This window comes from Streptomyces sp. BPTC-684, from assembly GCF_030028635.1.
Classification (GTDB): domain Bacteria; phylum Actinomycetota; class Actinomycetes; order Streptomycetales; family Streptomycetaceae; genus Streptomyces; species Streptomyces noboritoensis.
This window is the reverse complement of record NZ_CP124863.1, coordinates 3,130,728-3,150,666: the sequence shown is the minus strand read 5'-3', so window position 1 is coordinate 3,150,666 and position 19,939 is coordinate 3,130,728. Positions and strand designations below refer to the sequence as shown.

At 70.3% G+C, this 19,939-nt stretch carries 19 protein-coding genes and 1 tRNA gene; 9 read left to right on the top strand and 11 right to left on the bottom strand.

Annotation, left to right across the window (positions count from 1 at the left end):
* Positions 1 to 265 precede the first annotated feature (265 nt).
* From QIY60_RS14065 to QIY60_RS14055, 3 genes are all read left to right on the top strand, one after another.
* Positions 266 to 763: a DoxX family protein gene (locus QIY60_RS14065; RefSeq protein ID WP_283142733.1), complete on the top strand. Its 498-nt coding sequence runs from the start codon at positions 266 to 268 to the stop codon at positions 761 to 763.
* A gap of 3 nt (positions 764 to 766) precedes the next feature.
* The gene (locus QIY60_RS14060; RefSeq protein WP_283142732.1) at positions 767 to 2,197 is read left to right on the top strand and encodes a vanadium-dependent haloperoxidase; all 1,431 of its coding nucleotides are present in this window, start codon (positions 767 to 769) and stop codon (positions 2,195 to 2,197) included.
* Positions 2,198 to 2,283: 86 nt separating this feature from the next.
* The gene (locus QIY60_RS14055; protein WP_283142731.1) at positions 2,284 to 3,543 is read left to right on the top strand and encodes a beta-propeller fold lactonase family protein; all 1,260 of its coding nucleotides are present in this window, start codon (positions 2,284 to 2,286) and stop codon (positions 3,541 to 3,543) included.
* A gap of 85 nt (positions 3,544 to 3,628) precedes the next feature.
* On the opposite strand, the gene QIY60_RS14050 is transcribed toward QIY60_RS14055, so the two are convergent.
* Positions 3,629 to 4,504, bottom strand: coding sequence for a sigma-70 family RNA polymerase sigma factor (locus tag QIY60_RS14050; protein ID WP_283145921.1), 876 nt, complete (start codon positions 4,502 to 4,504; stop codon positions 3,629 to 3,631).
* 128 nt (positions 4,505 to 4,632) lie between these two features.
* On the opposite strand from QIY60_RS14050, the gene QIY60_RS14045 reads away from it, so the two are divergent.
* The gene (locus QIY60_RS14045; protein WP_349253992.1) at positions 4,633 to 5,073 is read left to right on the top strand and encodes a hypothetical protein; all 441 of its coding nucleotides are present in this window, start codon (positions 4,633 to 4,635) and stop codon (positions 5,071 to 5,073) included.
* A gap of 25 nt (positions 5,074 to 5,098) precedes the next feature.
* Positions 5,099 to 5,356, top strand: a complete 258-nt coding sequence (locus QIY60_RS14040) for a hypothetical protein (RefSeq protein WP_283142730.1) — start codon at positions 5,099 to 5,101, stop codon at positions 5,354 to 5,356.
* Between the two features lie 87 nt (positions 5,357 to 5,443).
* Here the strand turns inward: QIY60_RS14040 and QIY60_RS14035 are convergent, their stop codons facing one another.
* The 6 genes from QIY60_RS14035 to QIY60_RS14010 all read right to left on the bottom strand — a co-directional run bounded on the left by QIY60_RS14035 (position 5,444) and on the right by QIY60_RS14010 (position 11,751).
* Complete coding sequence (locus QIY60_RS14035; protein ID WP_283142729.1) at positions 5,444 to 5,890, bottom strand: helix-turn-helix domain-containing protein; 447 nt, start codon at positions 5,888 to 5,890, stop codon at positions 5,444 to 5,446.
* Between the two features lies 1 nt (position 5,891).
* On the bottom strand, positions 5,892 to 7,073 hold the full coding sequence (dnaJ, locus tag QIY60_RS14030; RefSeq protein ID WP_283142728.1) for a molecular chaperone DnaJ: 1,182 nt from the start codon (positions 7,071 to 7,073) through the stop codon (positions 5,892 to 5,894).
* A gap of 45 nt (positions 7,074 to 7,118) precedes the next feature.
* A complete protein-coding gene (gene grpE, locus QIY60_RS14025) occupies positions 7,119 to 7,760 on the bottom strand; it encodes a nucleotide exchange factor GrpE (protein WP_283142727.1) in 642 nt (213 codons plus the stop codon).
* The gene (dnaK, locus tag QIY60_RS14020; RefSeq protein WP_283142726.1) at positions 7,760 to 9,622 is read right to left on the bottom strand and encodes a molecular chaperone DnaK; all 1,863 of its coding nucleotides are present in this window, start codon (positions 9,620 to 9,622) and stop codon (positions 7,760 to 7,762) included. The genes grpE and dnaK overlap by 1 nt, the downstream gene beginning before the upstream one ends.
* Positions 9,623 to 9,952: 330 nt before the next feature.
* A complete protein-coding gene (locus tag QIY60_RS14015) occupies positions 9,953 to 10,726 on the bottom strand; it encodes an FkbM family methyltransferase (RefSeq protein WP_283142725.1) in 774 nt (257 codons plus the stop codon).
* The gene (locus QIY60_RS14010) at positions 10,723 to 11,751 is read right to left on the bottom strand and encodes an MraY family glycosyltransferase (RefSeq protein WP_283142724.1); all 1,029 of its coding nucleotides are present in this window, start codon (positions 11,749 to 11,751) and stop codon (positions 10,723 to 10,725) included. The genes QIY60_RS14015 and QIY60_RS14010 overlap by 4 nt, the downstream gene beginning before the upstream one ends.
* 254 nt (positions 11,752 to 12,005) lie before the next feature.
* Here QIY60_RS14010 and QIY60_RS14005 point away from each other — a divergent pair, with 254 nt between their 5' ends.
* Positions 12,006 to 14,258 (top strand): (Fe-S)-binding protein, encoded by a 2,253-nt coding sequence (locus QIY60_RS14005; protein ID WP_283142723.1) that lies wholly within the window; start codon positions 12,006 to 12,008, stop codon positions 14,256 to 14,258.
* 140 nt (positions 14,259 to 14,398) lie between these two features.
* Here QIY60_RS14005 and QIY60_RS14000 read toward each other — a convergent pair whose 3' ends face one another.
* A complete protein-coding gene (locus QIY60_RS14000; RefSeq protein WP_283142722.1) occupies positions 14,399 to 15,421 on the bottom strand; it encodes a hypothetical protein in 1,023 nt (340 codons plus the stop codon).
* Positions 15,422 to 15,700: 279 nt separating this feature from the next.
* Between QIY60_RS14000 and QIY60_RS13995 the strand changes: the two genes are divergently transcribed.
* Complete coding sequence (locus QIY60_RS13995; protein ID WP_283142721.1) at positions 15,701 to 16,765, top strand: VCBS repeat-containing protein; 1,065 nt, start codon at positions 15,701 to 15,703, stop codon at positions 16,763 to 16,765.
* Positions 16,766 to 16,892: 127 nt separating this feature from the next.
* Entirely contained in the window at positions 16,893 to 17,813 is a 921-nt protein-coding gene (locus tag QIY60_RS13990) for a Yip1 family protein (RefSeq protein WP_283142720.1), read from the top strand.
* A gap of 72 nt (positions 17,814 to 17,885) precedes the next feature.
* Here the strand turns inward: QIY60_RS13990 and QIY60_RS13985 are convergent, their stop codons facing one another.
* The 3 genes from QIY60_RS13985 to QIY60_RS13975 form a co-directional block, all read right to left on the bottom strand.
* On the bottom strand, positions 17,886 to 18,383 hold the full coding sequence (locus tag QIY60_RS13985; protein WP_101392481.1) for a phosphoribosyltransferase: 498 nt from the start codon (positions 18,381 to 18,383) through the stop codon (positions 17,886 to 17,888).
* Positions 18,384 to 18,397: 14 nt separating this feature from the next.
* Positions 18,398 to 18,973 carry a dCTP deaminase gene (dcd, locus tag QIY60_RS13980; RefSeq protein ID WP_101389042.1) on the bottom strand — a complete coding sequence of 192 codons (576 nt, stop codon included), beginning with the start codon at positions 18,971 to 18,973 and terminating at the stop codon, positions 18,398 to 18,400.
* A gap of 70 nt (positions 18,974 to 19,043) precedes the next feature.
* The gene (locus tag QIY60_RS13975) at positions 19,044 to 19,229 is read right to left on the bottom strand and encodes a hypothetical protein (protein WP_283146149.1); all 186 of its coding nucleotides are present in this window, start codon (positions 19,227 to 19,229) and stop codon (positions 19,044 to 19,046) included.
* A gap of 269 nt (positions 19,230 to 19,498) precedes the next feature.
* Here QIY60_RS13975 and QIY60_RS13970 point away from each other — a divergent pair.
* Positions 19,499 to 19,572, top strand: a tRNA-Gly gene (locus QIY60_RS13970).
* Positions 19,573 to 19,939: the final 367 nt, after the last annotated feature.

Below are 19,939 nucleotides of genomic sequence, written 5' to 3'. Positions count from 1 at the left end.
TCGTATGGGCGCCTCCTGTCGGCGCTCCCTGGTCGCGCTCTTGTCGCGAAGATCGCATTCCGCCAATCCAACGGCGGAACACCGCAGTTGCACACCCTGGCGCATTAACCACCCGTACACCCGGCACACCGTCGACGCCCCTCACCCCCGTGGCTACGTTTTTCGCTCTCATTCGAGCAATTCACGCCAAGGGGAGCCCGAAATGGCGAGGACGGCGAGAACGACGCGAACGGACAGCGCGGAATCCCGCATTCACGGATGGCTGGTGCGGCACAGCATTGCCTTCCTGCGCCTCAGCATGGGCGCGGTCCTGCTCGGTTTCGGATTTCTCAAATACTTCCCGGACCTGAGTCCGGCCCAGGGGCTCGTCGTCGCCACGCTGCACCGGCTGACGGCGGGCCTGGTGCCGGACGTGGTGTCCGGAAGGGCAGCGATGGACTGCGTCGCCACCCTGGAGTGCTCCATCGGGCTGCTGCTCCTCGTCGGGCGGTGGATGCGCCCGACGGTCGCCCTGCTCCTGGTCCACCTCGTCGGCATCCTCACCCCGGTGCTCGTGCTGCCCGGGCGGATGTTCGGCGGGCCGCACCACATGCCCACCCTCGAAGGCCAGTACGTCCTCAAGGACGTGATCCTGCTCGCCGCCGGGCTCGTCATCGCCACCACGGTCCGCGGCAGTGCTCTGACCGTCCGCCAGCAAGCGCTGGACGGCAGCCCGGCCGGCGCCACCCGCGGCACGCCGGAGGGCATCCCGAAAGGAAACTAACCAATGGATCAGATCCTGTTCTGGAACGCGGTCGCCCTGGAGGCCGACCGAACGGCCCACACCACGGGCGCCCCCGCCGAAGCCGGCACCCGCGGCCCGTGCGGCGCCTCACGGGCGCTGGCGATGACCCATCTCGCCATGCACGACGCCTACTTCGGCATCCACCCCGGCCACGACTGCTACCTGGGCGGCTCGCTGCCCCAGGCCCCGGTCGGCGCCTCCTCCGACGCGGCGATCGCGGCCGCCGCGCACGCCACCCTCAGCGCCCTCTACCCGACCCAGAAGGACTACTTCAACGCCCAGCACCGGGCCGCCGGGCTCCCCGGCGGCCAGGGGACCAGTGACGGCCACGCCTTCGGCCTGCGGGTCGCCGGGGTGCTCCAGTCGCTGCGCAGGAACGACCCCGGCCTCGGCGACGACGGCTACGTGTACTCGGTCGACCACCTGCACCACCGGCCCGACCCGGTCGACCCGGGCCAGAGCCCGTACGCCGCGTTCTACGGCGCCCGCGCGCACCTGTTCGCGGCCACCACCCGCCACCACCTGGACGCCCCGCCGCGGCCGGGCACCCCGAAGTACCAGGCGGGGCTGCGCCAGGTGCGCGCCAAGGGCATCGCGCCGCATCTGATGGGCGCGCTGCCGGAGGACCTGAGGGCGAGCCGCCGCACCCAGCAGGAGACCCTCGTCGGCACGTTCTGGGCGTACGACGGGGTCGTCGGCCTGGGCACGCCGCCGCGCCTCTACAACCAGATCGTCCGCAAGGTCGCCGAGGCCCAGCACAACGACACCGCCAAGAACGCCCGGCTGTTCGCGCTGCTCAACACGGCCATGGCGGACGCGGGCATCCTGGCCTGGTACGACAAGTACTTCTACGACCTGTGGCGCCCGGTCGTCGGCGTCCGCGAGCACGACGCCTCCGCGGGCCCGGCCGGCACCGGCTCCGCCGCCCTGAGCACGGACGCCGACCCCGAGTGGCTGCCGCTGGGCGCGCCCAACACCAACAACCCCGGCGGCAAGGTCAACCGGACGCCGAACTTCCCGTCGTACCCCTCGGGCCACGCCACGTTCGGCGCGGCCGCATTCCAGTCGGTGCGGCGCTTCTACCACCAGGGGAATTACGGTCCCGACAAACTGGCCGAGGGTCTGGAATTCGTCTCCGACGAACTCAACGGAACCAGCACCGACCCCAATGGGATCGCCCGGACCCGGGTGGTCCGCACATTCCCCGGCGGGCTCTGGGACATGATCCGCGAGAACAGCGTCAGCCGGGTGTTCCTCGGCGTGCACTGGAACTACGACGGCTGGGTCCCCAACGCCTCCGGCGACATGGACCTGAATCTGAACGTCGGCGGTGTCCGGCTCGGCCTCGACATCGCGAACGACATCGCCGCGCACGGCCTGCGGGCCTCGCGCGCGGCCGGCCCCGCGGCCTAGCCCGCCCCGGGCGAATGAACTTTCTTCCCCGCGGCCGCAGGCCGCATTCCAGGAAACCCGGCACGGAAACGGAAAAGGAATCCACTGTGGAAACGAATGAGACCGTCGATGCGGTGACCGAGCTCGGATCCGGTCACTGCGGTGACAACCCGCCCCCGGCCACGTCCCGGCGCGGCGGCTTCGTCTACGTCATGAGCAACCAGGAGACCGGCAACTCGGTGACCGTGTTCACCCGTGACGTCTACGGCAACCTGACCCGCAAGGGCACCTACCCCACCGGCGGCCTCGGCGTCGGCCGCAGCTACGACCTGGAGGACGCCTCCGACGCGCTGATCTCGCAGGGTTCGCTGACCATCAGCGAGGACAAGCGGTTCCTCTTCGGCGTCGACGCGGGCAGCGACGAGGTCTCCTCGCTGGCCATCGAGGGCGAGCGGCTGCGCCTGGTCAGCCGGGTCCCCTCCGGCGGCGTGCGCCCGGTCAGCCTCACCGTGCACGGCAACCTGCTGTACGCGGTGAACGCGACGGACGCCGCCATCGCCGGGTTCACCATCGGCGACGACGGCCGGCTGACCCCGATCGAGGGCTCCCGCCAGTACCTCTCCGGCGGCGCGGCCGCGGGCCCCTCGCAGATCACCTTCACGCCCGACGGCACCCAGCTGGTGGCCACCGAGCGCCAGACCAACGTCATCGACGTCTTCCCCGTCGACGCCTACGGCCGGGCCGGGACCCCGGTGCGCAACGACTCGCACGGCCTCGCGCCCTTCTCCGCCACCTTCCACGGCGACTTCCTGCTGGTCACGGAGATCGTGGGCGGCCGCAACTTCCTTGGCTCGATGTCCACGTACCGGGTCAACCGGGACGGCACCCTGCGGGTGATCAGCGGCTCGGCCGACACCACCGAGGCCACCACCTGCTGGACCGTGAACAGCACCCTCGACCCGACCGTCATCTACGCGGCGAGCGCCCAGAGCGGCACCATCGCCGGGTACCGCATCAACGAGAACGGCGAGCTCACGCTCTTCCCGCCGGACGGCCACATCGCCACCGCGCGCGACCAGCACGCCACCCAGGACATGGCGATCAGTGAGGACGGCCTCTATCTGTACGTGATCGTCGCCGGGTTCGACGAGAAGATCGCCGACCCCCGGCTGCCGAATTACGCCGAGGGCACCCCGTACAGCAACAAGATGTCGATCGGCGCCTGGCGCATCGAGGCGAACGCCGGGCTGACCCCGCTGCGCGGCTTCGGCGTCCAGGACGACCCGCCGCGAGTGATCTCCACCGGCGTCCTGGCCCCGAGCATGGGCGGGCTGGCTCCGGGTTCGGAGGGCTTGGTAGCCATCTGACACTGATTGACCGCTGAAGCCTGATTACGCGTCGTGGTCCACGGCCGTCCCGCGAACGCCGGCCGTGGACCGCACTTCGCACGTTCTACGACGCCAGGACCGCCAGGTCCAGCCGCCGCAACCGATCCGGGTCGGCCCGCAGCGTGATCTCGGTGATCAGCCCGTCCACCAGGGTGAACCCGATGACGACCTTGAGGCACCCGGCCGGGGCCCACACCGCCCCCACCGTGCCCTCCACCAACGCCAGTTGAGCGGTATGGGCACGCCCCTTGAACGTCCCGGCCACCGCAAGCGCCCCCCGCACCTCGCCCATCGCACCGACCTCCACGGTCGCGCGGTCGGCCCGCACCACCACATCGGGGTCGAGCAGTTCGAGCAGCGCGTCGAAGTCGCCCGCGCGCGAGGCGGCGAAGAAGGCGTCGACGACCTCCCGCTGGCGGGCCAGATCCGCGTCCGGCACCGGCGCGGACTCCTGCACCCGGCGCCGCGCACGGCTCGCCAGCTGCCGGGTGGCGACCGTGGAACGCCCCACCACCGCGGCGATCTCGTCGAACGGCACCATGAACATGTCGTGCAGCACGAAGGCGATCCGCTCGGCGGGCGCCAGCGTGTTCAGGACGACCAGCATCGCCAGGCCCACCGAGTCCACGAGCAGCACCTCGTGCTCGGGGTCGCCCGGCTCCTCGTGCCCGCGCGCGTGGACCGGCACGGGCTCGTCGTACAGCAGCTCGCGCCGTGAGTCGCGCGAGCGCAGCATGTCCAGGCACACCCGTCCCACGACGGTGGTGAGCCAGCCGCCGAGGTTCTTCACACAGCTCGCATCCGTGCGGCTGAGCCGCAGCCACGCCTCCTGGACGGCGTCGTCCGCCTCGCTGAGGTTGCCGAGTATCCGGTAGGCGACGGCCCGCAAGTGGGTCCGGTTGGCCTCGAACCGCTCCGCCAGCCGGTCGCCCTCGTCCACGTTCACGGTCACTTCTTCCCCTGCCTCACCCGAAGAGGTGACACCGACTGTATCCGCTGTCCCGCCCCGCGGGTACGGCGATCCGACTCCCAACTGCGTTACGGATCAGGACATTTGATGGAGGTTCCATGGCCGTACCACCCGCATCATCCGCACCCGGTGTCACCCGGGTCGACGCGGCCCGCGCCCAGCGCCTGGAAGCGCTCGGCCGCGCCTGGGCCTTCGAACTGGGCGGCGAGGTCTTCGAGCTGCCCCGGGAGTTCACCCGGGAGAGCGCCCGCAGGCTGCGCGCGCTCGGCGGCGACGACCTCGGCGCCTCGCTCGAACTGCTCCTGGGCGAGGCGCAGTCCGCACGGCTGCGCCGCCACCGCCCCTCGCCCCACGACATCGAGGCGGTCCTCGCGTCCTGGGGCCGGGACACCGGGCTCGGCCTGGGGGAAGGCTGCGCCTCGGCGTGTACGTGGACGACAACGCCGAGGCGCTCGAAGCCGCGCTGCTGCGCCACTACGGCGTGGACCTCCTGGACTGGCACCGCGGCCGGCTCTCGTCCCGCCGCCTCGCCGTCCTGATCAGACACCTACCGAAGGAGCCGTCATGGTGAGCAGCGGCCAAGCCGAAGGGGTCGCGATCGAGCTCGAACGACTGCGGCGCGCGGTGGAGGTCGGATTCGCCACCACCCGGGGCGACCTGGCGCTGCTGCTCCAGCGCGCCGACCAGACCGACAAGACCCTCGGCGAACACGACGACCGCCTGGACGCCCTGGAACGCGCCCGCTGGCCACTGCCGTCGCTGGCGGCGCTGACGTCGATCGCCGCACTGGTGGTGACCTTGTGGCAGGGCACGGGCCATTGAGCGGGGTGGCGGCCCGAAGGGCCGTATCAAGGGGCGCGGGGAACTGCGCGACCAGCCCAGTACGGCCCGCAGCCAAACGACCGCGCGTCAGTCCGTCGGCCTCTTGGGCCGCCACACCACCAGCGCGCTGGTCTGCTGCACATCCTGGTACGGCACCAAGTCGCGCCGGTACGACGCGTGGACCTGGGCCTCGCGCTGCCGCATCGCGGCCGCCGCCCCGTCCACCGCCGACGAGAGCTCGGCGACGCGCTGCTGGAGCGCGGCCACCTGGTTCTCCAGCTCGATGATGCGCTTGATGCCCGCCAGGTTGATGCCCTCGTCCTGCGACAGCGCCTGCACCGTACGGAGCAGTTCGATGTCGCGGGCCGAGTAGCGCCGGCCGCGCCCGGCCGTGCGGTCGGGCGAGACCAGGCCGAGGCGGTCGTACTGCCGGAGGGTCTGCGGGTGCAGACCGGAGAGCTGAGCGGCGACCGAGATGACGTACACCGGCGATTCGTCGGTCAGTTCGTACGGATTGCGTCGTCGGCCGTCCATCTCATGCTCCCTTCGCGGCCTGGAACAGTTCTGCCCGCGGATCGTGCTCCGCAGTCGCCTCGCGGTACGCCTCCAGCGCGTCGCGCGCCTTGTCGTCGAGCTCCTTGGGCACCACGACCTCCACGGTGACCAGGAGGTCGCCGCGCGAGCCGTCCTTGCGGAGGGCGCCCTTGCCCCGGGCCCGCATCGTACGGCCGTTGGGCGTGCCCGCGGGGAGCTTCAGGGTGACCGGGGGCCCGCCGAGGGTCGGCACCTTCACCTCGCCGCCGAGCGCCGCCTCCACGAAGGTGACGGGCACGGTGACCGTGAGGTTGTCGTCCTTGCGGCCGAACACCGGGTGGCTGTCGACGTGGACGACCACATAGAGGTCGCCCGCAGGTCCCCCGCGCTCGCCCGCCGCGCCCTTGCCGCGCAGCCGGATCCGCTGGCCGTCGAAGACGCCCGCCGGGATCCTGACCTGCATGGTCCGCGACGACTTGGCGCGCCCGCTGCCCTTGCAGACGTCGCAGGGGTCCTGGGCGATCAGGCCCCGGCCCTTGCAGTCCACGCACGGGTCGGTGAGCGAGAAGCCGCCGCCGGTGCCGCGCGAGACCTGGCCGGTGCCGACGCACGTCGGGCACACCCGAGGCGTACCGTTTTTGTCGCCGGTGCCCGAACAGGCCTTGCAGGGGGCCTGGCTGGAGAGCCGGATCGGGACCGTGGCCCCGTCGACCGCCTCGGTGAAGCTGAGCGTCACCTCGGACTCCAGGTCCTGGCCGCGGCGCGGCTGGGTCCGGGTGCCCGTGCCCGTACCGCCCCGGTTGAAGAGGCCGCCGAACACGTCGCCCAGGCCGCCGCCGAAGCCGCCGCCACCGCCCGCCCCGCCCTGGGCGCCCCCGAAGAGGTCGCCCAGGTCGAAGTTGAAGCTGCCGCCTCCGGCACCGGGCCCGGCCCGGAAGCCGCCGTTGCCGAAGAGGGCGCGCGCCTCGTCGTACTCCTTGCGCTTCTTGGGGTCGCCGAGGATGTCGTTGGCCTCGGAGATCTCCTTGAAGCGCTCCTCCGCCTTGGCGTCGCCCTTGTTGGCGTCCGGGTGGAACTCGCGGGCGAGCTTGCGGTACGCCTTCTTGATCTCGGCCTCGGTGGCGTCCTTGGGGACGCCGAGGACCTTGTAGTAGTCCTTCTCGACGAAGTCCTTCGTGCTCATCGACGTCCCTCCTTCCGGACGGTCACTTCTTCCTCGACCGCTGCGTCAGCCCTTGTCCGGGCCACCGCTCTCCTCGTCGGCCTTGCCTTCCTTGCCCTCCTTCGCCGCGCCCGGCTGGGGCTCGGCGACGGCGACCCGGGCGGGGCGGATCGTGCGCTCGCCGATCCGGTACCCGGGCTGGAGGATCGCGACGCACGTCGTCTCGGTGACGTCCGGCGCGTAGCTGTGCATCAGGGCCTCGTGGACCGTCGGGTCGAAGGGCTCGCCCTCCTTGCCGAACTGCTGGAGGCCCATCTTCGCGGCGACCGTCTCCAGGGATTCGGCCACCGACTTGAAGCCGCCGGTCAGCTCGCCGTGCTCACGGGCCCGGCCGATGTCGTCGAGCACGGGCAGCAGCTCGGTCAGGAGGCCGGCGACGGCGATCTCCTTGACCGTGACGCGGTCGCGCTCCACGCGGCGGCGGTAGTTCTGGTACTCGGCCTGAAGGCGCTGGAGGTCCGCCGTGCGCTCGGAGAGCGCCGTCTGGGCCTGGTCCAGCTGTGCCGTCAGAGCGATCTCCTTGGCTGCGTCCCCGGCCGGGGCCGCCTTCTCCTCCTTGGAGGAGTCGGCGGCCTTCGGCTCGGCGTCTTCCTGTGTGCCGGAGGGGACGTCGGGCTTCTCCTCGAAGCCCGGGGTCTCCTCAGACATCAGGCCGCGCCGCCCTTCGCGTCACCGGGCTTCTCGTCGTCGACGATCTCGGCGTCGACGACGTCGTCCTCGGCCTTGGGGGCACCGGCGCCCGCGGCACCCTCGGCGCCGGCGGCACCCTGGGCGGCCTGCGCGTCCGCGTACATCGCCTGGCCGAGCTTCTGGGAGACGGCCGCGAGCTTCTCGGTCGCGGTGCGGATCTCCGCGGTGTCCTCGCCCTTGAGCTTTTCCTTCAGCTCGGTGACGGCGGTCTCGACCTCGGTCTTGACCTCGCCCGGGACCTTGTCCTCGTTGTCCTTGAGGAACTTCTCGGTCTGGTAGACGAGCTGCTCGCCCTGGTTGCGGGACTCGGCGGCCTCGCGGCGGCGGTGGTCCTCCTCCGCGTACTGCTCGGCCTCCTCGCGCATGCGGTTGACCTCGTCCTTCGGCAGCGAGGAGCCGCCGGTGACGGTCATCTTCTGCTCCTTGCCCGTGCCCAGGTCCTTCGCGGTCACGTGCATGATGCCGTTGGCGTCGATGTCGAAGGCGACCTCGATCTGCGGGACGCCGCGCGGGGCCGGCGGCAGACCCGTCAGCTCGAACATGCCGAGCTTCTTGTTGTACGCCGCGATCTCGCGCTCGCCCTGGTAGACCTGGATCTGCACGGACGGCTGGTTGTCCTCGGCCGTCGTGAAGATCTCGGAGCGCTTCGTCGGAATCGTGGTGTTCCGCTCGATGAGCTTGGTCATGATGCCGCCCTTGGTCTCGATGCCGAGGGACAGCGGGGTCACGTCGAGGAGCAGGACGTCCTTGACCTCACCCTTGAGGACACCGGCCTGCAGGGCGGCGCCGATGGCGACGACCTCGTCCGGGTTGACGCCCTTGTTGGCGTCCTTGCCGCCGGTCAGCTCGCGGACGAGCTCGGCGACGGCGGGCATACGGGTGGAGCCGCCGACGAGGACGACGTGGTCGATCTCGGAGAGCTGGATGCCCGCGTCCTTGATGACGTTGTGGAACGGGTGCTTGCAGCGCTCGAGGAGGTCGGCGGTCAGCTGCTGGAACTGAGCGCGCGTCAGCTTCTCGTCCAGGTGCAGCGGGCCCTCGGCCGAGGCCGTGATGTACGGCAGGTTGATCGAGGTCTCGGTGGACGAGGACAGCTCGATCTTCGCCTTCTCGGCGGCCTCGCGCAGGCGCTGGAGCGCCATCTTGTCCTTGGAGAGGTCCACGCCGTGGCCGGAGTGGAACTGCTTCACCAGGTAGTCGACGACGCGCTGGTCCCAGTCGTCACCACCGAGGTGGTTGTCACCGTTGGTGGCCTTCACCTCGACGACGCCGTCACCGATCTCCAGGAGCGACACGTCGAAGGTGCCGCCGCCGAGGTCGAAGACGAGAATGGTCTGGTCGTCCTTGTCGAGGCCGTAGGCCAGGGCGGCCGCGGTCGGCTCGTTGACGATGCGCAGGACGTTGAGGCCCGCGATCTCACCGGCCTCCTTCGTCGCCTGACGCTCGGAGTCGTTGAAGTACGCCGGGACGGTGATGACCGCGTCGGTCACCTTCTCGCCCAGGTACGCCTCGGCGTCGCGCTTCAGCTTCTGCAGGATGAAGGCGCTCATCTGCTGCGGGTTGAAGGTCTTGCCGTCGAGGTCGATCTTCCAGTCGGTGCCCATGTGGCGCTTGACCGAGCGGATGGTCCGGTCGACGTTGGTGACGGCCTGCCGCTTGGCGACCTCACCGACGAGGACCTCGCCGTTCTTGGCGAAGGCGACGACGGACGGCGTGGTCCTGGCGCCTTCGGCGTTGGTGATGACGGTGGGCTCGCCGCCTTCGAGAACGCTGACGACGGAGTTAGTCGTGCCCAGGTCGATGCCGACCGCACGTGCCATTTCGATTCCTCCAACTGACATCTTGAGTGGAACTGACTCAAGGATGCCTCACCTGTCCCGGGCGGTCAACAGAGCTGAGTCGGATCGGCTCAACTTTTATGGTGCGCTTAGGTGTGCCCGGTCTTCGTCTGCGGGCCGTCTGTGGCTGATCGCGCAGTTCCCCGCGCCCCTTAGGTAGTCGGCCGCAGCCGGAGAACTCAGCTCAGCCACAGGCTTTTAGGGGCGCGGGGAACTGCGCGAGCAACCCAGCACGGTCCGCAGACAAACGGTGGTTTTCAGGGGCGCGGGGAACTGCGCGACCAGCCACCCACGGTCCGCAGACGAACCGCGTCAAGCGGAGGGCGCCGCCTGCGCGGGAACCTGTTCAGACGGGTCCGGGGTGTCCTCCCGCAGCAGTACCAGCTCGCACTGGAGCAGGCGGCCGTCCCGCGGGTCCGCGAGCCCGGGACGAACCGACATCAGGGTCAGCCCCAGCTCCCCCCGCGCGAGAGCGAGCGTGTCGTCGAAGCCCGCCCCGCCCTCGTACAGCGGAACCAGCGCGGCGCCGGCCTGGATCCCGACGATCTCGTCCGCAAAAGAGCCCACCCCCCGCAGCACCTCCCGCTCGTACCCCTGCACCGCGAGCCGCACGAAGACCCGCTCGCCGGGGGCGGTGACGCCTTCCCACAGGCCGTCGAGCCGGTGCGCCTCGACGCTGCGCGTACCGGTGTACGCGGCGTGCGGCGCGGCCGCGCGGTGCCGGGGCAGCATCGGCAGCGCCGAGCTGCTCAGGCCCGCGTCGCCCGCGATGTTCAACATCAGCGGGCCGGTGCGGTCGGCGAGCGCGTACGGCAGGACCGACCAGTACGGGTCCTCGGCGGCCCGCAGCCGCAGCTCGGCGCGAGGTTCGCGGAGCGGCTCGAAGGAGACGATCCGGCCCTCGTAGCCGCAGCGCCGCAGCATCGTGCCGTACGCGCCGGAGTGCGCGCCGACGTCGAGGACGAGGTCGATCTCGTACCGCCGCAGCAGCCGGACCAGGCACGGCCCGTCGTCGACGGCCGGGGGCCGGGGTGTGCCGAGGCGGCGCAGGGTGGTGCGCGCGCGGTCCAGGAGGTCGTTGCTCACGCCGGTGCTCCTTCGCGGGCGGCGTCGGGGGCAGGTTCGGTACGCAGGGCCTCGTCGCCGTAGACCGGCACCTTCAGCAGCACCGCCACCGCGACCGCCGCGCCCAGCGCGAGCGGCAGCACGGCGGGCGGGGCGAGGCGGCCGTCGTGGACGAGCAGCGCGGTGACCGTCCCGGCGAGCGCGGCGAGCCCGAGGACGACCGCCGTGCCCTGCACGGTCAGGCCGCTGCGGCGCAGCCGGTGCGCGATGTGGTCGGCCGCGCCGTCGGCCAGCGCCCGCCCGGCGCGCCGCCGCGACACCAGGACCAGGACCGCGTCGGCCAGGACGACGGCGGTCAGGGCGAACAGGGAGGCGGCGGCCCGGGCCGGGTCGGCCTCGGTGTGGACGAGCACGGCGGCCGACGCGAGCAGGAACCCGGTGAAGAGCGAGCCGCAGTGGCCGAGCACGATCCGCGCGGGGTGCCAGTTGTGCAGCAGGAACCCGGTGAGCGAGGCGGCCAGGACGCTGAGCAGCAGGGCGAGCCCCGGCAGCGCGTCGGCGATGGCGCAGACGGCGAGCCCCAGCGCGGTCACCCCCGCCACCGTCCCCATCGCCCCGTCGGAGGCGTCGAGGAGGCTGAAGGCGTTGGTGACCAGCACGATCCACAGCACGGCGAGGGCCCCCGGGCCCGGCGAGAGCCCCGACGCCACGGCGACCACCACGGTGGCGGCGGCGGTCTGCACCCCGATCCTGACCCGGGCCCCGAGCGGGCGCAGGTCCCCGGCGAGGCCGAGCAGCGCCACGGCCCCGGCGGCGCCGATCAGTGGCCCCACCCCGTTCCCGAGCGCGGCGAGCCCGAGCACGGGACCGGCCCCGACCGCGCCGAGCGTGCCCACCGCGACCGCGATCCCGCCGAGGTTCGGGGTGCGGGCGGCGCGGGCGGCCCGGCCCCGGGCCCCGGCCCGCAGGGCGGCCGCGCGGAGCACCGGGGCCAGCAGCGCGGTGCAGAGCAGGGCGGCGACGGCAGCCGTGAGCCCGGACATCATGCGAACCAAGTTAGATTGTTATGTCCGTGTATGGGCTGAATAACACGATGGACATTTCAAAAGTGCCGAACCCTGTCCGACACTGGTCCCCGACCCTGGTCGGCGATCCGTCATCGACCCCGCTCACTGAGGGCCGCCTGAGCGACACAGATCACCGCGTGCGCGGCTACAGCGCCGCCGCATAAATGGGTACGCTCAGACGAGCTCGATAAGTTACTGCTTAGTAATCCCTGGCAGGCCCGAGGAGCCCCCACATGCAACTCGCCGCGATCGTTGTGTCGCTGGTCCTAATCGCGGTCGGCGTAGCGCTGTTCGGCCGTGCCGTCTGGCAGATCTACCGGTTCGTGCGGCTCGGCCAGCCGGTGCCCGCGGGCACCCGGACCGACGAACCCGTGCAGCGCACCGTGACCGTGGTCAAGGAGTTCCTCGGCCACACCCGGATGAACCGCTGGGGCATCGTCGGCGTCGCGCACTGGTTCGTGGCGGTGGGCTTCTTCTCGCTGCTGCTGACGATCGTCAACGCCATCGGCCAGCTCTTCCAGGCCGACTGGCTGATCCCGATCATCGGCGACTGGCTGCCGTACGAGATCTTCGTCGAGTTCCTCGGCCTGATGACGACGCTCGGCATCCTCACGTTGATCACCGTCCGCCAGCTGAGCAAGGCCGACAAGCCGGGCCGCAAGTCCCGGTTCGCGGGCTCCAACACCGGCCAGGCGTACTTCGTCGAGACGATCATCCTGATCGTCGGCGTCTGCATCATGACGCTGCGCGCCCTGGAGGGCGTCCAGCACCACGTCGACAGCTACGAGCCCGGGTTCTTCGCCTCGTACCCGCTGATCCTGGCCCTCAAGGGCCTGAGCCTGACGGCGATCCAGAACATCACCTACGCCGTCGCGGGCCTCAAGATCGCGGCGTCGTTCATCTGGATGATCACGGTCTCCCTCAAGACCGACATGGGCGTGGCCTGGCACCGCTTCCTCGGCTTCCCCAACATCTGGTTCAAGCGCGAGGCGGACGGCGACGTCGCCCTCGGCGCGCTCCAGCCGATGACCTCCGGCGGCAAGCCGATCGACTTCGAGGAGCCGGGCGACGACGACGTCTACGGCGTCTCCCAGATCGAGCACTTCTCCTGGAAGGGCATCCTCGACTTCTCCACCTGCACCGAGTGCGGCCGCTGCCAGTCGCAGTGCCCGGCCTGGAACACGGGCAAGCCGCTCTCGCCGAAGCTCCTGATCATGTCGCTGCGCGACCACGCGCACGCCAAGGCTCCGTACCTGCTGGCGGGCGGCGGCAAGGACATGGAGGGCAACGAGAAGGCGACGCCCGAGCAGCTGAAGGACGTTCCCGCGTCGGCCATCGCCGAGGCCGAGCGCCCGCTGATCGGCACCTTCGAGGAGAACGGCGTCATCGACCCGGACGTCCTGTGGTCCTGCACCACCTGCGGCGCCTGTGTCGAGCAGTGCCCGGTCGACATCGAGCACATCGACCACATCGTCGACATGCGCCGCTACCAGGTGATGATCGAGTCCGCGTTCCCGTCCGAGGCGGGCACGATGCTCAAGAACCTGGAGAAGAAGGGCAACCCCTGGGGGCTCGCCAAGAAGCAGCGCGTCGAGTGGACCAAGGAGGTCGACTTCGAGGTCCCGATCGTGGGCAAGGACGTCGAGGACCTGTCCGAGGTCGACTACCTGTACTGGGTCGGCTGCGCCGGCGCCCTGGAGGACCGCGCCAAGAAGACCACCAAGGCCTTCGCGGAGCTCCTGCACATGGCGGGCGTCAAGTTCGCCATCATGGGCGGCGACGAGAAGTGCACCGGCGACTCGCCGCGCCGCCTGGGCAACGAGCCGCTGTTCCAGCAGCTCGGCCAGGAGAACGTCGCCATGCTGAACATGGCGTTCGGCGAGGACGACGAAGACCCCGAGACGAAGAAGCCGAAGTCGTCGAAGAAGATCGTCGCGACCTGCCCGCACTGCTTCAACACGATCGCCAACGAGTACCCGCAGCTCGGCGGCGAGTACGAGGTCATCCACCACACCCAGCTGCTCCAGCACCTCATCGACGAGGGCAAGCTGATCCCGGTGACGCCGGTGGAGGGCCTGATCACCTACCACGACCCGTGCTACCTGGGCCGCCACAACAAGGTCTACACGCCCCCGCGCGAGATCATGTCGGCCGTCCCGGGCCTGCGCCAGCAGGAGATGCACCGCCACAAGGAGCGCGGCTTCTGCTGTGGCGCCGGTGGCGCGCGGATGTGGATGGAGGAGCGGATCGGCAAGCGCATCAACAACGAGCGCGTCGACGAGGCCCTCTCCCTCAACCCGGACATCGTCTCCACGGCCTGCCCGTTCTGCCTGGTCATGCTGACCGACTCGGTCAACGGCAAGAAGAACGACGGCCAGGCGAAGGAGTCGGTCCAGGTCGTGGACGTGGCACAGCTGCTCCTTGACTCGGTGAAGAAGCCGGTGGACGCGGACGCGGAGTCAGAGGCGGAGCCGGTCGCCCCCTAAGGGGCGCGGGGCTGTGACATTTGCGGCTCCGCCGCGTGGGCGCGACCAGCCACTGGCGGCCCGCAGACAAAGCACAAACACGGCTGTGGCCGGTCCTGCCCCCGAGGCAGCACCGGCCACAGCCGTTTTCCATGGGCGCGTCAGCGCTGCTGACCACGCCGGTGGTACAGGGCGAACCCAAGACCGGCCGCACCAGCCGCAGCCATTCCCCCACCCGCGGCGATGAGCGGCGCCTGGTTCCCGGAGCCACCGGAAACACCCTCGGCACCGGCCTTGACGCCGCCCTTGGGCACGACACCGGTCGCAGGCGCAACGGTCTTCTTCTGACCCTGGCCCTTGCCATCCACCACGTACTTCTCGATCAGCTTGCCGTGGAAGTCGTACACCCAGCTGTTGCCGCCGTGCTTGCCGTCGATGACGACGAACTTGTAGAAGCCCTTGCCCGCGTTGACGATCTTGTACGTCCAGCCGTCGTTCAGGGTCGACGGGTTCTTCAGATCGATCGAGCCGAGGAAGTTGCCGTTCGGCATGGAGATCTCGACGCGCGGCCCGTCGGTGGTCTTGATCAGCTTGGCGATGCGCCCGTCGGGCATCGTGATCCTGACGGAGGAGATGACCTTGGAGTCGGCCTTCTTCTCCTGCTTCTTCTCCGGCTTCTTGCCGTCGTCCTTCTTACCACCGTCGACCCACGAGGTGACCGTGCCGTCCGGGTTGAGGACCACGTGCAGACCGTTGTTCTCGCCGACCGCCTTGGAGCCGTTGGCCACGAGGGTGTCGAGCTTGCCGCCGTTCGCCCAGATCTCGGCCTCGTAGTGGTTCTGGCCGAGCTTGTAGACCTTGGCGACGGAGCCGTCGGCGAGCTTCACGGACTTCACGAAGGAGCGGACCTTGTCGGCGGTCTCGTCCTTCTTCGTGTCGTCCTTCTTCTCTTCCTTGGACTCGCCCTTCTTGGACTCGTCCTTCTTCTCGTCGTCCGTGCCGGGCAGAACCTGCGGCTTCTGCTCGTCCTTGGGCGTCTGCTCGTCCTGACCCTGGTTCTGGCCCTGGTCGGCCGGGCCCGGAGTGGAATCCGCAGCGAAGGCCGCGCCGGCCGGAAGGGCGAGGGCGGCGATGGCTCCGGTGGCGATGGCGGCGGTACGAATGGTGCGACGGGTGGCGCGCATATCGGTGGCTCTTCCTCGTAACTCGGCGATCTCGGTGTCGTGTTCGTCGTGTCTGTGGCCCTTTGTGGCGGCGACACCAAGAAAGTTACGAGGGGGATGTCTGGGTAATGCGTAGGCAATGTAACGGGCAACTGGTACTTGTCCTGCGGAAATGTAAATACCGCTAATTTCAACCAAAATGACACTCACCGCACCGGCCCGGCTACCCAGCGCTTAACCCTTGGCCCGCGATGCGGCATTCTGTGGCCCGTGATGAGGCCGGTGCGTATCCATAAAGCCGTGGCAGGAGTGGCCGCGCTGGTCGCCGCCGCCCTGTGGGGCGCGGCGGGGTGCGACTCCGCGTCCGCCCACCACCCCGCGCCCGGCGGCGCCACCACGGCCGCGGCCGCCGCAGCCGGGGGCGCGCCCCGGCCCGTACCGCACGGCCGGGGCAGCCACATCCCGTACGACTTCAACGGCGACGGCCACCGCGACCTCGTCGTCAACGACCTGGCCAAGGGCGACAGCCACGGCGACGACGCGGGCATCGCGGTCGTCTACGGCACCGGCTCCGGCCGCGCCCTCGACCCGGCCGCCCGCCAGGTCCTCACCACCCGCCGCGACGCGGCCCCGGTCGGCGGCGAGCCGCCCGCCACCTTCGACGCCGAGGCGGCGTGCGACCTGGACGGGGACGGGTTCGGCGATCTGATCGTCACGACCGACCCGCCGTACGACGGCATCGGCCGCCCGCCCGTGCCCCTCCAGGTCCTCTTCGGCGGCCCCGGCGGCCTCACCGGCCGCGCGGTCGTCCTCGGCATCCCCGAGCGGGCCCGGTACGGCAACGACTGGCCCGACCACCCCGTCTGCGGCGACTTCGACGGCGACGGCTCCACGGACCTCGCCGTCACCGCGACCGGCGGGCGCGTCAGCTTCCTGCGCGGCCCCTTCGCCCGCACCGGCGCCCCGCGCGCGGCGGGCGCCTCGCTGCCCGGGGGCGGGCCCGTCCTGGCCGCGCCGGAGCCGAGGGCGGACGCGAACGGGGACGGGTACGACGACCTGGTGGTGAGCGCGCCGGGCGCGCGGGCCCGGCTGCTGCTCGGCGGCCCGCGGGGCCCGGTGCGGCCGGGCGGCACCTACACGTACGCCCGGACGCCGAAGCTGCCCGCCACCGCCCTCCCGGGCGGCGGCCCGGCCCCCGTGACGGACGTCCTCCAGGTCGCGGACTTCACCGGCGACAAGGTGCCCGATGTGGCGGTACGCGTCCATCGGGGCGAGACGCGCGACCTGGTGGCGGTGTACGCGGGCGCGGGCGCCGGTGTACGGGAGAAACCGCTGGTCGGGTTCACGACGGCGGGCTGGGGCTGAGGCGCGCGGGGGCCTCCCGTGCGCCCCCCTCCGGGTCCCCCTAGGGGATGTCACAGCTCAGCCGCAAAGACGGCCGGTTCCCGGCCCCCCGGCTTGGCGACCCGTCAGAACAGGTACGTTCGAAGGCGTGGCAGGATTCAGGATGGGGCGCGGCCGGGACGACCGGAACCCGCGACGGCAACCGCAGCAGGGACAGGGACACGGCCGGCAACAGCAGTGGCCCGACCCCCAGCAGCAGCGCGCACAGCAGCAGTACGGGTACGGGCAGCAGCAGCCGTACCCGCAGCAGGGCGAGCCGGAGTACTTCGGCGACCCGTACGGCCAGGGCCAGGGCGGATACGACCAGGGCCGGCAGCCGTACGGGCAGGGGATGCCGCAGGGATACGCGCCCGCCCAGGACCCGTACGCCAACAACCCGGGCCACACCCAGGCCTTCAGCATCGGCGAGGACCCGTACGGCGCGGGGGCGACCTATCGCGCCGGTGCCGCCACGGCGCCGCCGTCCGGCCCCCGGCTGCGCTGGAAGGAACTGCTCAACGGCATCGTGATGCGGCCGGGGCCGACGTTCTGGCAGATGCGCGACTACCCCGTGTGGGGCCCGGCGCTCACCATCACGTTCCTCTACGGCCTGCTGGCGATCTTCGGCTTCGACAAGGCCCGCGCGGACGTCATCAACACGACGCTGTCGAAGGCCGTCCCGGTGGTCCTCACCACCGGCGTGGTCTTCGTCCTCGGCGGCATGATCCTCGGCGCGGTCACCCACACGATGGCCCGCCAGCTCGGCGGCGACGGCTCCTGGCAGCCGACCGTCGGCCTCTCCATGCTGATCATGTCCCTCACGGACGCGCCCCGGCTGCTGCTCGCCCTGTTCCTGGGCGGCGACAACGGCCTGGTGCAGGTGGTCGGCTGGGCGACCTGGCTGGCGGCGGGCGCGCTGTTCACGTCGATGGTGAGCAAGTCCCACGACCTACCCTGGCCCCGGGCCCTTGGCGCGAGCGCGATCCAGCTGGTGGCGCTGCTGAGCCTGATCAAGCTGGGCACGATCTAGCGGTCGCGGATACGCGAAGGGGCCCGGGGTTCGCATGAACCCCGGGCCCCTTCGCGTACGCACTTCTCCGGACTACGCGTCCAGAACCTGCCCCTCACGGCGTACGACGGGCGGCTCGACGCTCCACGGGAAGTTGATCCACTCGTCGGTGCGCTTCCACACGTACTCGCACTTCACCAGGGAGTGCGACTTCTCGTAGATCACGGCGCTGCGGACCTCGGCGACGTGGTCGACGCAGAAGTCGTGGACGAGCTTGAGGGTCTTGCCGGTGTCGGCGACGTCGTCCGTGATCAGGACCTTCTTGCCGGAGAAGTCGATCGCGTTGGGGACGGGCGCGAGCATGACGGGCATTTCGAGGGTGGTGCCCACGCCCGTGTAGAACTCCACGTTCACCAGGTGGATGTTCTTGCAGTCCAGGGCGTACGCCAGGCCGCCGGCGACGAAGACGCCGCCCCGGGCGATGGAGACGACGATGTCGGGCTCGTAGCCGTCGTCCGCGATGGTCTGCGCGAGGTCGCGGATGGCGCCCCCGAACTTCTCGTAGGTGAGGTTCTCTCGTACGTCGCTCATGTTCTCGCTGCCGCTCACACCTGGGTCCGATGGAAATTGAGGTACGACCGCGAGGCGGTCGGTCCGCGCTGGCCCTGGTACCGGGACCCGTACCGCTCCGAGCCGTACGGCGACTCGGCGGAGGAGGTCAGCCGGAAGAGGCACAGCTGCCCGATCTTCATGCCCGGCCAGAGCTTGATCGGGAGGGTCGCGAGGTTGGAGAGCTCCAGCGTCACGTGGCCCGAGAAGCCCGGGTCGATGAAGCCGGCCGTGGAGTGCGTGACCAGGCCGAGCCGCCCGAGCGAGCTCTTGCCCTCCAGGCGGGAGGCGAGGTCGTCGGGGAGGGAGATGACCTCGTAGGTCGAGGCGAGCACGAATTCACCCGGATGCAGGATGAAGGGCTCGTCGCCGTCCGGCTCGACGAGCCGGGTGAGGTCCGCCTGCTCGACGGCGGGGTCGATGTGCGGGTACCGGTGATTCTCGAACACCCGGAAGTAGCGGTCGAGCCGCACATCGATGCTGGATGGCTGGACCATGGATTCGTCGTACGGATCGATGCGGACGCGACCCGCGTCGATCTCGGCCCGGATGTCCTTGTCTGAGAGAAGCACGTCCCGAGGATACGCAGGGTGCGCGGGGCTGCCGTAATCGGACAGACCCGCGCGTGCCACCGCGTACCGGCTACTGCTGCTCGTCCGCCACCGGGACGGCGTGCCGCAGGCGGGCGCAGCGGGGGCACCGGAGCAGCCGGCCGGGCCCGATCCGCTCGGCCCCGAGCTGCTGCATCGGGAACGAATCGGCGGTGAAGACGTGCCCCTCGGCACAGCGGACGACGGTGCGCTCCAGCGAGTCCATCAAGTGGCTCAAGTCCCTTCCCCAAGAACAAGCATGGACGGAGAAACCACCACATTAAGGGATGAACGGGACGGCACTCCAGACGGCGCCCCGACGACGCGCCCCACCCGTGGACCCCCTGCACCGTACGCCCCAACTCCGGCCCCCGGCACCCGAATCCCGCCACCTCCACCCCCGCTTCACGCCACGTGGAACGCGAACGGCCCCCGGGCGGATACGCCGGGGGGCCGGCATGGGGTAGGGTGAGCAACGATGCGAATCCCCTTCGGGGGGATCGTTGCGCGAGTGTAGTTTAATGGTAGAACATGAGCTTCCCAAGCTCAGAGCGCGGGTTCGATTCCCGTCACTCGCTCCATAACAAAGGCCCTGGTCGGTGACTAGGGCCTTGTTTGTTGTCTGGACCAATTCAGGGCCGCGTGCCATTCGCGTGCCATAAGGCGCCGATTACCGCGACGAATCAGGGTGCGCAAGCCCCATTTCGGGGACCCAGCGCCGAGCCGTCTCGAATCTTGAGACGCATTTTCAGTGACCTGGATCACAGGCGCGCGGGTAGTGCCGGTGTCTGCACCTGCGAAGGACAAAAAAGGGTGGCCGCCGACGTGTCGTGTCGGCGGCCACCCCGTCTTCTAGCGGCGCCTGCCCGGCGGAGCGGCAGGTGAACCATCCGGCCGGTATGGCATGGGAGTTGGTGGGGGCGTCCGGGGCACGGGCTTCGCAGACGG

Excerpts from the sequence above, each read along its gene's own strand:
- QIY60_RS14060 (WP_283142732.1), top strand. The coding sequence starts at position 767 with ATGGATCAGATCCTGTTCTGGAACGCGGTCGCCCTGGAGGCCGACCGA.
- QIY60_RS14005 (WP_283142723.1), top strand. The coding sequence starts at position 12,006 with ATGCAACTCGCCGCGATCGTTGTGTCGCTGGTCCTAATCGCGGTCGGC.
- QIY60_RS14010 (WP_283142724.1), bottom strand. The coding sequence starts at position 11,751 with ATGATGTCCGGGCTCACGGCTGCCGTCGCCGCCCTGCTCTGCACCGCG.
- dnaK (WP_283142726.1), bottom strand. The coding sequence starts at position 9,622 with ATGGCACGTGCGGTCGGCATCGACCTGGGCACGACTAACTCCGTCGTC.
- dnaJ (WP_283142728.1), bottom strand. The coding sequence starts at position 7,073 with ATGAGCACGAAGGACTTCGTCGAGAAGGACTACTACAAGGTCCTCGGC.
- QIY60_RS14045 (WP_349253992.1), top strand. The coding sequence starts at position 4,633 with ATGGCCGTACCACCCGCATCATCCGCACCCGGTGTCACCCGGGTCGAC.
- grpE (WP_283142727.1), bottom strand. The coding sequence starts at position 7,760 with ATGTCTGAGGAGACCCCGGGCTTCGAGGAGAAGCCCGACGTCCCCTCC.
- QIY60_RS14040 (WP_283142730.1), top strand. The coding sequence starts at position 5,099 with ATGGTGAGCAGCGGCCAAGCCGAAGGGGTCGCGATCGAGCTCGAACGA.
- QIY60_RS13985 (WP_101392481.1), bottom strand. The coding sequence starts at position 18,383 with ATGAGCGACGTACGAGAGAACCTCACCTACGAGAAGTTCGGGGGCGCC.
- QIY60_RS14035 (WP_283142729.1), bottom strand. The coding sequence starts at position 5,890 with ATGGACGGCCGACGACGCAATCCGTACGAACTGACCGACGAATCGCCG.
- QIY60_RS14000 (WP_283142722.1), bottom strand. The coding sequence starts at position 15,421 with ATGCGCGCCACCCGTCGCACCATTCGTACCGCCGCCATCGCCACCGGA.